This is a genomic window from Streptomyces sp. f51 (assembly GCF_037940415.1).
Classification (GTDB): domain Bacteria; phylum Actinomycetota; class Actinomycetes; order Streptomycetales; family Streptomycetaceae; genus Streptomyces.
The window spans coordinates 6,299,681-6,311,989 of sequence record NZ_CP149798.1 but is presented as its reverse complement, the minus strand read 5'-3'; the positions used below and the strand labels follow the sequence as shown (position 1 = coordinate 6,311,989).

At 70.2% G+C, this 12,309-nt stretch carries 9 protein-coding genes; 6 read left to right on the top strand and 3 right to left on the bottom strand.

The window, feature by feature from the left end; genetic code table 11:
- Window positions 1-59 precede the first annotated feature (59 nt).
- Window positions 60-1,025 carry a class I SAM-dependent methyltransferase gene (locus WJM95_RS27345; protein WP_339132457.1) on the bottom strand — a complete coding sequence of 322 codons (966 nt, stop codon included), beginning with the start codon at window positions 1,023-1,025 and terminating at the stop codon, window positions 60-62.
- A gap of 137 nt (window positions 1,026-1,162) precedes the next feature.
- Here WJM95_RS27345 and WJM95_RS27340 point away from each other — a divergent pair, with 137 nt between their 5' ends.
- The gene (locus WJM95_RS27340) at window positions 1,163-1,930 is read left to right on the top strand and encodes a phytanoyl-CoA dioxygenase family protein (RefSeq protein ID WP_339132456.1); all 768 of its coding nucleotides are present in this window, start codon (window positions 1,163-1,165) and stop codon (window positions 1,928-1,930) included.
- A gap of 30 nt (window positions 1,931-1,960) precedes the next feature.
- On the opposite strand, the gene WJM95_RS27335 is transcribed toward WJM95_RS27340, so the two are convergent.
- Complete coding sequence (locus tag WJM95_RS27335) at window positions 1,961-3,451, bottom strand: cellulase family glycosylhydrolase (RefSeq protein WP_339132455.1); 1,491 nt, start codon at window positions 3,449-3,451, stop codon at window positions 1,961-1,963.
- A gap of 255 nt (window positions 3,452-3,706) precedes the next feature.
- Here WJM95_RS27335 and WJM95_RS27330 point away from each other — a divergent pair, with 255 nt between their 5' ends.
- The 3 genes from WJM95_RS27330 to WJM95_RS27320 all read left to right on the top strand — a co-directional run bounded on the left by WJM95_RS27330 (window position 3,707) and on the right by WJM95_RS27320 (window position 10,171).
- Window positions 3,707-6,631 (top strand): glycoside hydrolase family 48 protein, encoded by a 2,925-nt coding sequence (locus tag WJM95_RS27330; protein ID WP_339132454.1) that lies wholly within the window; start codon window positions 3,707-3,709, stop codon window positions 6,629-6,631.
- Window positions 6,632-6,768: 137 nt separating this feature from the next.
- Window positions 6,769-9,444 (top strand): cellulose binding domain-containing protein, encoded by a 2,676-nt coding sequence (locus tag WJM95_RS27325; RefSeq protein ID WP_339132453.1) that lies wholly within the window; start codon window positions 6,769-6,771, stop codon window positions 9,442-9,444.
- Window positions 9,445-9,622: 178 nt separating this feature from the next.
- Window positions 9,623-10,171: a hypothetical protein gene (locus WJM95_RS27320; protein WP_339132452.1), complete on the top strand. Its 549-nt coding sequence runs from the start codon at window positions 9,623-9,625 to the stop codon at window positions 10,169-10,171.
- A 54-nt stretch (window positions 10,172-10,225) separates the two neighbouring features.
- Here WJM95_RS27320 and WJM95_RS27315 read toward each other — a convergent pair whose 3' ends face one another.
- On the bottom strand, window positions 10,226-11,170 hold the full coding sequence (locus tag WJM95_RS27315; protein WP_339132451.1) for a YafY family protein: 945 nt from the start codon (window positions 11,168-11,170) through the stop codon (window positions 10,226-10,228).
- 129 nt (window positions 11,171-11,299) lie between these two features.
- On the opposite strand from WJM95_RS27315, the gene WJM95_RS27310 reads away from it, so the two are divergent.
- Entirely contained in the window at window positions 11,300-11,815 is a 516-nt protein-coding gene (locus tag WJM95_RS27310; RefSeq protein WP_339132450.1) for a hypothetical protein, read from the top strand.
- The gene (locus WJM95_RS27305; RefSeq protein ID WP_339132449.1) at window positions 11,812-12,303 is read left to right on the top strand and encodes a hypothetical protein; all 492 of its coding nucleotides are present in this window, start codon (window positions 11,812-11,814) and stop codon (window positions 12,301-12,303) included. Before WJM95_RS27310 ends, WJM95_RS27305 begins: the two co-directional genes overlap by 4 nt.
- The last annotated feature ends 6 nt before the right edge of the window (window positions 12,304-12,309 follow it).

Below are 12,309 nucleotides of genomic sequence, written 5' to 3'. Positions count from 1 at the left end.
GGAGCACACTCGATGTCAAGGCCCGCCGGCCACGCGCGACCGGCGGACGGCCACCGGGACTACTCCGGCTTGACCCCCACGTACACCGTCATCGCCGTCAGGACGAACACGTCCGAGCGGTGGTGCACGCTCGCCTTGTCGTCCGGGTCAAGGAGCCGGTCGAGCGTGGCGAGGTCCTCGGCGTCGAGCCCTTCGGCGAGCCCCTCCCGCCTGCGGGTCAGCGCGCCGAGAATGAAGGCGCGGGCCTCGTCCGAGACCGGGGCGGGCAGGTCGACCAGGAAGGTACGGGTCGCCGTGTGCCGGAGCCCGACGCCGGTGAGCAGGGCGGGCCAGTCCTCGGTCTCCGCCACCGAACCGTGCAGCTCGGTCCGCATCCTGGTGAACCACTCGTCGTGCACCGCGTCGATCCGGGCTTCGAGACCCGGCCGGCCGATACCGGTGTCGCGCGGGAGGAACCGCGTGGGCAGGCCGCCCTCCAGCAGGGCGAGGGTGCCGCCGGGGGCCAGACTCCGGACGAAGCCCGTGAGCGCGGCCCGCTGGTCGCCGACGTGGTGCAGCGACCGGCTCGCCCACAGCAGGTCCGCGGGGTACTCCAGGTCGCCCACGCCGTCGGAGAGTTCGGCCTCGATCGTGCCGAAGCGGTCGGCGAAGCCCAGCCGCTCGGCCCGGGCGCGGGCCTCCGCCAGCAGGGGCTCGGCGCCGTCCACGGCGACGACCCGGGCGCGGGGGAACTTCTCGGCGAACAGGCCGGAGATGACGCCGGGGCCGCTTCCCGCGTCCACGATCAGTCCCGGATCGGGACGCTGCTCCCGAAGCCACTCGGCCGCCTGCGCGTACGCCGGGGTGAACAGCTCGGCCTCCCGCACCAGCATGGGCAGCATCTCGGCGAAGTCGATGTGGGTGTGGGTGTGGTCATGGGTCCCGCCGTGCGCATGCCCGTGGCCCTGCGCGTGCCCGTTCCCGTGCCCCTGTGCCGAGCGGTGGCCGTGGCCGCTGCCGTGGTCGTGATCGTGGTCCTGTGCCATCGGGGAAGCCTCTCTCTCGGTAGGAGGCCAGCCTGCGCCACCAGTCCCGGAAACGGCCAGTCGTGTTGCTCGAACGGCAAAAGAGCCCACCCGAAAACCGGGTGCGCCCGGAGGGGGCCGTCGTCGAGCATGGCCGCATGGACGACGTGATGCTGGAGCGCTTCCTCGCGGACGGTTTCGTACGGATCGAGGGCGCCTTCCCGCCACGGGTCGCGGCCGACTGCGTCCGGCTGCTGTGGGAGGAGACGGGCTGTTCCCCGGACGACCCCGCCACCTGGACCGAGCCGGTGCGCTGGGTCTCCGGGATGGCCCAGGGCCCCTTCGCCGCCGCCGTCAACACACCCGCCCTGCACGAGGCGTTCGACCTGCTGCTCGGCGAGGACCGCTGGGAGCCGCGCTACTCGCTGGGGAGTTTCCCGCTGCGCTTCCCGCACGCCGAGGAGCCGGACGACGCGGGCTGGCACATCGAGGGAAGCTATCTGCCCGACGGCGCGAACTGGTACCACACGAATCTGCGCTCCAGGGATCGCGCCCTGCTGATGCTGTTCCTGTTCACCGAGGTGGGGCCACAGGACGCGCCGACCCGGATCCGGGTCGGCTCGCACCTGGACGTGCCGCCGTTCCTGGAGCCGTACGGGGAGGAAGGCGTCTCGGGCCTGGACATCGCGCCGCACCTCGTCGGGGCGACGGCGCACCGGCCGGTCGCGTACGCCACCGGCCGGCCCGGTGACGTGTACCTGTGCCATCCGTTCCTGGTGCACGCGGCGCAGCCGCACCACGGGAGCCGGCCGCGCTTCATGGCGCAGCCGCCGCTGCACCCGGCGGCGCCCCTGGAACTCGAGCGCGCCGACCGGGACTACTCGGCGGTGGAGCTCGCGATCCGCCAGGGGCTGGGGAAGGACTGAACCGGCCCCCGGCGGATCGCGCGCGGTCGCCTAGCCGGCGAGGGCGCGCAGATGGTCGCGCACCCCGATGCCGTAGGAGGTCGGGGTTCCGTCGTAGTTCGAGATCAGCGACGGGCCCGAGGAGCAGTCCCAGGTGTTCCAGGTCCAGCCGAGGTACGAGAGCCCCCGGTCGTCGAACCACTTCATGACGGTGTCGACGAAGGAGTGGGAGCAGGTGTTCTCCCCTATCTCCCCTGCCACCAGCGGCACTTGGGCGGCGACGGGGGCGAGCGTGGAGGTCCAGCAGCTCTCGCTCGCGCAGGTGTTGAAGTTGTAGACGTGGTACGCGGCGACGAGATTGCCGGTGGGGTCGTTCGGCTTGTACGCCAGCCACTGGCTCAGGTCGTTGGAGTACGCGAGCCCGCCGGCCAGGATCACGTTCTTGGCGCCTGTGCCGCGCACCGCGTCGACCAGCGACTGCATCCCGGCGACCTGGTAGGAGATGCCGGGGCAGGTGCCGCCGTCGCGCCAGCAGGTCCACGCCTGGGTGGCCGTGGAGGTCGCGCGGTCCGGGTAGGGCTCGTTGAACAGGTCGAACGCGACGGCCTGGTCGTCCTTGAAGGTGCTCGCGACCGAGGACCAGAAGGACGGGGTGTACTGCGCGTCGGGCATCGGTTTCTGGCAGGTGGCGTGCACGTCGGAGCAGCCCGCCGAGTTGCCCGTGTACTGGCCGTACGTCCAGTGCAGATCGAGCACGGGGGTCATGCCGTGCGCCTCGACCTTGGCCACCAGCCCCTTGACGGCGGCGATGTAGTTGGCGCCGGCGTACTCCGGTTTGATGTTGGCGAGGCCCAGCCAGCACTCCTCGTTCAGCGGGATGCGGACCGTGTTGGCCTTCCAGTCGGCGATCGCCTTGACGGAGGCGTCGTCGACGGGACCGTCGAAGAAGCCGTAGCCCTGGACGCACATGAACTCGCCGCCGGAGCGGTTGACTCCGAGCAGCCTGCGGGTGGCTCCGGCGGAGTCGACCAGTTTCGTACCCGACACATGCAGCTTCGGCGCCCCGCCGCCGGACGGCGGCGGATCGGTGGGCGTGGGCGTGGGTGTGGGAGTGGGCGTCGGCTGGGTGTCCACGTTGCAGGTGGTGCCGTTCAGCCTGAAGGCCGTCGGCACCGCGTTGCCTCCCGACCAGGAGGCGAGGAAGCCTGCGCTGACGGTCGCGCCGCTCGCCAGCGAGCCGTTCCAGCTCTCGTTGGACGCGGTGACCGTCGTACCGGACTGGGACCACTTGGCGTTCCAGCCCTGGGTGACCTTCTGGCCGTTCGGGAAGTCGAAGCCGAGGCTCCAACCGCTCAGCGCGGACATGTTGTTGGTGATGGTCACGGCGCCCTGGAAGCCGGTGTCCCACTGGCCGGTGACCGAGTACTCCACCGTGCACGCGGGAGTTGCTCCCGAGGCCGTGACGACCGGCGCGACGACCGTGCCCACGAGGGCGACGGCGGCGCCGATGACGAGGAGAGACAAACGCGGGGGGTGACGCATGAAGCGACTCCTTGCAGCTCTGGCACGCCGTGACGGACGCGTCGACTGATGGAACCGCTCCCACTGGTGCGGATGAAGCTAGCGCCAACTGCCGCCGTTGCACAGGGTGGTTGCGCAGTTGGTCCGTCGAATCATTTCGACTCTTCAAGCATCTTGACCGTTCACACCCCTCTCTCCAATATGGGAGCGCTCCCACTGGTTCAAGGCTTGTTGCTCCTCCCCCCATTCGCCGAGCCGCAAGGAGGAACCAGCACCATGGATCCCAGCCCTCGAATAAGACGTCGTCGCAGGTCACGACGGCTATGGACAGCCGTGTCGGCGGCGCTCGCCCTCCCGCTCACGACGCTGGCGACCGGTACGACTCCCGCACACGCGGCCACGGTCCAGTGCAGCGTCGACTACAAGACCAACGACTGGGGCTCCGGCTTCACGGCGGATCTGACGATCACCAACCGGGGCGCCGACGCCATCAACGGCTGGACCCTGACCTACGCCTACACGGGCAACCAGGCCCTCACCAACGGCTGGAACGGGACCTGGTCGCAGTCCGGCAAGACGGTCACCGTGAAGAACGCGGCGTGGAACGGGACGATCGCCGCCGGGACCGCGGTGACCGCCGGCGCGCAGTTCACCTACAGCGGCACCAACACCGCCCCGGCGTCCTACGCCGTCAACGGCACCACGTGCACCGGCGCGCACCAGCCGCCGATCACCGTGCTGACCAGCCCCGCGGCGGGCGCCGTGTACACCCAGGGCGACCCGGTCCCGCTGGCCGCGACCGCGGCGGCGGCCGACGGGGCGACCGTCTCCAAGGTCGAGTTCTACGACGACACGACCCTGCTCGGCACCGACACCAGCTCGCCGTACACGCTGTCGGCGTCGGGGCTGGCCGTGGGCGCGCACTCCATCGTCGCGAAGGCGTACGACAGCCTGGGCGCCTCCGCGGACTCCACCCCCGTCGGCATCACGGTCGCCGCGGGGCCGGCGATCGTCGCCTCACCGACCCAACTGGGCGTCCAACAGGGCAAGTCGGGGACGTTCGCGGTCAAGCTGTCGACCCAGCCGAGCGCCGGCGTGACGGTCGCGGTGGCCCGGACGGACGGCAACACCGGACTGTCCGTGACCGGCGGTTCGAGTCTGGTCTTCACCCCGTCCAACTGGAACACCGCCCAGACGGTGACGATCACCGCCGACGCCTCGGGCACCGGGGCCGCGACCTTCACGGCCTCGGCGACCGGCCAGGCCAAGGCCACGGTCACCGTGACGGAACTGGCCGCGACGAAGGCGTACGACGCCCGCTTCCTGGATCTCTACGGCAAGATCACCAACCCGGCGAACGGCTACTTCTCCCCCGAGGGCATCCCGTACCACTCGGTGGAGACGCTGATCGTCGAGGCGCCGGACCAGGGACATGAGACGACGTCCGAGGCGTACAGCTATCTGATCTGGCTCCAGGCGATGTACGGGAAGGTCACCGGCGACTGGTCGAAGTTCAACGCCGCGTGGACGACCATGGAGACGTACATGATCCCCACGCACGCCGACCAGCCGACCAACTCGTTCTACAACGCGTCCAAACCGGCCACCTACGCGCCCGAGCTGGACACACCGAACGAGTACCCGGCCAAGCTCGACACCGGTGTCTCCGTCGGCACGGACCCGATCGCCTCCGAGCTGAAGAGCGCGTACGGCACGGACGACGTGTACGGCATGCACTGGCTCCAGGACGTGGACAACACCTACGGCTACGGAAACGAGCCCGGCAAGTGCGAGGCCGGACCCACCGCCACGGGTCCGTCGTACATCAACACCTTCCAGCGCGGTGCGCAGGAGTCGGTGTGGGAGACGGTGCCGCAGCCGACCTGCGACTCCTTCAAGTACGGGGGAAAGAACGGCTACTTGGACCTCTTCACCGGGGACTCCTCGTACGCGAAGCAGTGGAAGTACACGGACGCCCCGGACGCCGACGCGCGTGCGGTGCAGGCCGCCTACTGGGCCGACGTGTGGGCCAAGGCCCAGGGCAAGAGCGCGGACGTGTCGGCGACCGTCGGCAAGGCGGCGAAGATGGGCGACTATCTGCGCTACGCCATGTACGACAAGTACTTCAAGAAAATAGGCAATTGCGTCGGCCCGACGACCTGCCCCGCGGGGACCGGCAAGGACGCCTCGGACTATCTGATCTCCTGGTACTACGCCTGGGGCGGCGCGAACGACACCTCGGCCGGCTGGGCCTGGCGCATCGGCTCGAGCCACGTCCACGGCGGCTACCAGAACCCGCTGGCCGCCTACGCGCTCAGCACCAACGCCGATCTGAAGCCCAAGTCGGCGACGGGCGCCTCGGACTGGGGCACCTCGCTGACGCGGCAACTGGAGTTCTACCGCTGGCTCCAGTCGAGCGAGGGCGCCATCGCGGGCGGCGCCACCAACAGCTGGGCGGGCCGGTACGCGACGCCTCCCGCCGGGACGCCGACCTTCTACGGCATGTACTACGACCAGCAGCCGGTGTACCACGACCCGCCGTCCAACCAGTGGTTCGGCTTCCAGGCGTGGTCCATGGAGCGGGTCGCCGAGTACTACCAGCAGACGGGGAACGCGAGCGCCAAGGCGGTCCTCGACAAGTGGGTCGCGTGGGCGCTGTCCAAGACCACGATCAACCCGGACGGCACCTACCAGATCCCCTCGACCCTTCAGTGGTCCGGCGCCCCTGACACCTGGAACGCGTCGAGTCCCGGCGCCAACAGCGGACTTCACGTCACCGTCGCCGACTACACGAACGACGTCGGGGTGGCCGCCGCGTACGCCAAGACGCTGTCGTACTACGCCGCCAAGTCCGGCAACGCCCAGGCGAAGACGACCGCCAAGGCGCTCCTGGACGGGATGTGGAACAACTACCAGGACGCGCTGGGCATCGCCGTCCCGGAGACCCGCGCCGACTACAACCGCTTCAACGACACCGTGTACGTGCCGAGCGGCTGGACCGGCACCATGCCCAACGGCGACGCGATCAACTCCTCCTCCACGTTCGCGTCGTTGCGCTCCTTCTACAAGAACGACCCGGCCTGGTCGAAGATCCAGGCCTATCTGGCGGGCGGCGCCGCGCCCTCCTTCACGTACCACCGGTTCTGGGCGCAGGCGGACATCGCCCTCGCCATGGGTTCGTACGCGGAGCTTCTCGAATAGTCCCCGCTAAGGCTCCGGGTACGCGGCCCTGTCCCTGACGGCAGGGCCACCGGCCGGGCGGTTCCTCACCGCACTGAGGACCGCCCGGCCGTCATTTTCTCCTCCCACTCCTCCTGCGCACCGGAGAGGACTCCCCCGTGCGAAGAACCCGCATCCTCACGGCCGTGCTCGCCCTCGCCGCCGGGTTGCTGGCCGGCACCCCGCCCGCCCTGGCCGCGGGCACCCCAGCGACGACGGCCGCGAGCACCTCCACGACGAAGGTCGCGGCCGACACGTACACCTGGAAGAACGCCCGGATCGACGGCGGCGGCTTCGTCCCCGGCATCGTTTTCAACCGCACCGAGAAGAACCTCGCCTACGCGCGCACCGACATCGGCGGCGCCTACCGGTGGGTCCAGGCGACGAAGAGCTGGACGCCGCTGCTCGACTCGGTCGGCTGGAACGAGTGGGGGCACACCGGCGTCGTCAGCCTCGCCTCCGACTCCGTCGACCCGGACAGGGTGTACGCGGCGGTCGGCACGTACACCAACGGCTGGGACCCGACGAACGGGGCCGTGCTGCGCTCCGCCGACCGCGGGGCGACCTGGCGGAAGACGGATCTGCCCTTCAAGCTGGGCGGCAACATGCCCGGACGCGGCATGGGCGAGCGGCTGGCGGTGGACCCCAACAAGAACAGCGTCCTCTACCTCGGCGCGCCCAGCGGCAAGGGCCTGTGGCGCTCCACGGACTCCGGGGTGAGCTGGTCGCAGGTCACGGCGTTCCCGAACGTGGGGAACTACGTCCAGGACTCCACCGACACCAGCGGCTACGCCTCCGACAACCAGGGCGTCGTCTGGGTCACCTTCGACGAGTCCACCGGCACGCGGGGAAGCGCCACGCAGACGGTCTACGTGGGGGTCGCCGACAAGGACAACGCGGTCTACCGCTCTACCGACGGCGGCGCGACCTGGTCCCGGCTCGCCGGCCAGCCGACCGGGTACCTCGCGCACAAGGGCGTTCTCGACGCGGTGAACGGCTACTTCTATCTCGCCTACAGCGACACGGGCGGCCCGTACGACGGCGGCAAGGGCCGGTTGTGGCGCTACGCGACGAGGACCGGGGCGTGGACCGACATCAGCCCGGTGGCGGAGGCCGACACCTACTACGGCTTCAGCGGGCTGACCGTCGACCGGCAACACCCGGGAACCGTGATGGCGACGGCGTACAGCTCCTGGTGGCCGGACACCCAGATCTTCCGGTCCACGGACAGTGGCGGCACCTGGACCGAGGCGTGGGACTACACGTCGTATCCGAACCGTTCGAACCGCTACACGACGGACGTCTCGTCCGTGCCGTGGCTGACCTTCGGCGCGAATCCCTCGCCACCCGAACAGAGCCCCAAACTCGGCTGGATGACCGAGGGGCTGGAGATCGACCCGTTCGACTCGGCCCGGATGATGTACGGGACGGGCGCGACGATCTACGGCACGGAGAACCTCACCAACTGGGACTCCGGGGGCCAGTTCGCCATCAGGCCCATGGTCCAGGGGCTGGAGGAGACGGCCGTCAACGACCTCGCCTCTCCCCCGTCGGGTGCTCCGCTGCTCAGCGCGCTCGGTGACATCGGCGGATTCCGGCACACGGATCTCACCAAGGTCCCCTCGATGATGTACACCTCGCCGAACCTGACCACGACGACCAGCCTCGACTACGCGGAGAACAACCCGAACACGGTGGTCAGGGTCGGCGACCTCGACTCCGGCCCGCACATCGGGTTCTCGACGGACAACGGCGCCAACTGGTTCGCGGGCAGCGACCCTTCGGGTGTCACCGGCGGCGGCACGGTCGCCGCGGCCTCGGACGGCAGCCGCTTCGTGTGGAGCCCGGCGGGCACCGGAGTGCGGTACACCACCGGGTTCGGCACGTCGTGGTCCGCGTCGAGCGGCATCCCGGCGGGCGCGATCGTCGAGTCGGACCGGGTCGACCCGAAGACCTTCTACGGCTTCAAGTCGGGCAGGTTCTACGTCAGTTCGGACGGCGGGGCGACCTTCACGGCGTCCGCCGCCGGCAATCTGCCCGCCGGGGACAGCGTGCGCTTCAAGGCGCTGCCCGGCACCAAGGGCGATGTGTGGCTGGCGGGCGGGGCGAGCGACGGCGCGTACGGGCTGTGGCACTCGACGGACGGCGGCGCGACCTTCACCAGGCTGACGAACGTCGACCAGGCCGACACGATCGGCTTCGGCAAGGCGGCGACCGGCTCCTCGTACCAGACGCTCTACACCAGCGCGAGGATCGGCGGCGTACGCGGGATCTTCCGCTCGACGGACGAGGGCGCGAGCTGGACCCGTATCAACGACGATGCCCACCAGTGGGGTTGGACCGGCGGAGCCATCACCGGGGACCCGCGGGTCTACGGGCGCGTGTACGTCTCCACGAACGGGCGCGGCATCGTGTACGGCGACACGTCGGACACCGGGGGCGGTGGCGGTACGGACCCGACGCCCCCTCCGAGCGGGGCCTGCTCGGTGACGTACAGGATCACCAACCAGTGGCAGGGCGGATTCCAGGCCGATGTCACGCTCACCGACACCGGGTCGGCCGCGTGGACCGGCTGGACACTGGGCTGGTCGTTCGCCGACGGCCAGAAGGTCACGCAGCTGTGGAACGCCGACTACACGCAGTCGGGCGCGGCGGTGACGGCCAGGAACGTGGGCTGGAACGCGAACGTGGCCGCCGGTTCCTCGGTGGGCTTCGGCTTCACGGGGAGCTGGACGGGGGCGAACACGAAGCCGACGGTCTTCAAGGTGGGGGATCAGATCTGCGCGGTGGGGTGACCTCGCCCCTCCCCCTTCGCGTCCGGGAGGTGTGGCCGCCGGCAGTCATCCGGCGGCCACACCTCCCGGCCCGGCCTCGAAGTTGATCACAACTGCGTCACCACCTCCACCGATCACTCACACATTCTTCACATCACCCGATATGGTCACCGTCCACGCACCATCCCTTGGGGGGACCATGTCGTACAGCCAGCCGCCGCCCGGATACGGGCGGCAGCCCGTGCCGCCCGGGCCGGCACCGCAGCCCGGACGCCCCCGTTGGGCACGCAAGCGCTATGTGCTGCCGTCGATCGCCTTCGCCTTCTTCCTCGGAATCGGCGCCGGCGGCGGTGACAACAGCGGTGGCGGGCAGAAGACCAACACCACGAAGGCCGCGGCCGAGAAGGTGAGGCCCGCCCCCACCGTCACCGTCACGACGACCGCGACGGCCACGGCGACCGCGACCGCGAAGCCGAAGCCCGCACCGACGGTCACCGCGACGAAGACGGTCAAGGTGAAGGTCACCGTCACCGCGCGGGCCGCGTCGAACAGCGGCTCGGGCGGCGGCGGAAGCGGCACCGGCGGAACCAGCGGCGGCACCTGCTCCATCACGTCCAACGCGGGCAACTGCTACTCGGCCGGCCAGTACTGCCGTAACGGCGACCACGGCGCCAGCACGACCACCGCGGGCGGCACCAGGATCACCTGCGCGTACCGCTCCGGCGGATGGCGCTGGACCTACAGCTGACGGCCACTCGGCGCGGGACGGACCCCGGGGGGGGTGACGCCCCGGGGTCCGTCCCTACGCGTATCTGCGGGCCAGTTCGGTGACCGTCTCCGTGATGCGGGTGCGTAGTTCGGGTGGTTCCAGGACCTCGACGGCCGTGCCGAGGCGCAGGAAGTCGTCGTGGGCCTGGTCCAGGGATTCCACGGGAACGGTGGCACGGGTCCAACCTGTCGCGTCCGTAAGCCCGTTGGCCGCCACGGCGCGACCCGCGGGACCGCCCAGAGAGGTTCCGGGCGCGATCCGTACGACCGCCTCCACCGGGTGCAGCCGCTCGTGGAACTCGCGTTGGTACGTGCTCCAGTACGCGGCCAGGTCGAACCCCTCGGGCCGGGTGAACTCCTCGCCGGAGGAGTTCAGTTCGAGAATCTGGTCCACCCTGAAGGTGCGCGGGCCCGGACCGGCGACGACGTACCAGCGGCCCGCCTTGAGGACGAGACCGTACGGCTCCAGACGGCGCTCCACGTCGGTGGGTTCGCGCCAGCGGCGGTAACGGACGTCGAGGACCCGGCCGTTCCAGACGGCGTCGGCGACGGCGGTGAGGTACGGCGTCTCGTCGGCGTCCGCGTACCAGCCCGGCGCGTCCAGATGGAAGCGGCCGCTCACCCGGTCCGCGTGCTCGCGCAGTTCACGGGGAAGGGCGGCCCGCACCTTGAGCTGGGCCGCGGCGAGCACCGAACCGAGTCCGAGCTCGGCGGCGGGTCCGGGGACACCGGCCAGGAACAGGGCTTCGGCCTCCTCGGTGGTGAGGCCGGTGAGCCGGGTGCGGTAGCCGTCGAGCAGCCGGTAGCCGCCCGCGTGTCCCGCGTCGCCGTACAGCGGCACGCCCGCCGCGCTCAGCGCCTCGACATCCCGGTACACGGTACGGACCGACACCTCCAGTTCGTCGGCGAGCTGGGCGGCGGTGAGTCTGCCGCGAGTCTGGAGCAGCAGCAGGATCGAGAGGAGACGGCTGGACTTCACTGACACAGGATGTCAGTGAAGCGGCTCTAGCGTCCTCCCATGACTTCAGCCACCTCCATTCCTTCCACGACCTCCGTGGATCCCGCGGCGCCTGCGGGGCCTCCGGGGCCGGCACCTTCCGGGGGCTCCGTGGGTTCCGCGAACTCCGGCGCGCCCCCGGCCTCCGCCGCCTTCCGGGAGAAGTTCCTGACCGTGCAGCCACCCGTCGAGGCGGCGGGTCGGGCGATCAAGCGGTACCACGTGACCGCGGACCCCGCCGGTATCGAGCCGGAGATCGAAAGGGCGGCCCACGCGATGCTGCCGGGCCTGCTTCCCGAGCCGGACGGCACCCCTCCCGCCACGTTCGCGGTCCTGCACAGGGGCGGCGACGGCAGCGCCTATCTCTGCACGTACAGCTGGGTCTGGGACAACGTCCTGCACTTCCGGGCCGCCGCCGCGGGCCAGCCGGTGCTCGGCTGCCCCGACCGCGATCCGACGAACTTCGTCGTCACGGAACGCCCGTGGATCGGCTGTGTCTGGGAGCTGCCGCCGATCCTGCACGAGCGTGACGCCTGGGTACGGCATCTGCTCGCCCCCGAAGTACCGGACCTCGACGCCTACTTGGCCGACTCGCTCCCCGAGGGAACCACGGGAGACCGCGCGTGAACGACATCCGCGACAACGCCTCGCCTGCGCACGACTTCGACTTCCTCCACGGCGACTGGGACGTCGCCCACCGCCGCCGCACCGACTTCCTCGACCCGGACAGCGACTGGGAGGAATTCCCGGCGGTCTCCCGCTGCCGGCCCCTGTTCGGCGGCGCGGCGAACATCGACGAGATCGACGTTCCGAGCCGGGGATGGACGGGCCTCACGCTACGGCTCTTCGACGTGGAGACCGAACTGTGGTCGCTGAACTGGTCGTCCAGCCGGACCGGCCGGCTGTTCCCTCCGGTGTTCGGGCGGTTCGGTCCGGACGGACGCGGGGAGTTCCACGGCGACGACACCCATGACGGCAGGGACGTTCGGGTGCGGTTCGTATGGTCGGGCATCTCGGCGACCACGGCCCGCTGGGAGCAGGCGTTCTCCGTGGACGGGGAGGACACCTGGCTGGTCAACTGGACCATGGACTTCACCCGGAGAGGCGCCGGCTGACGCCCG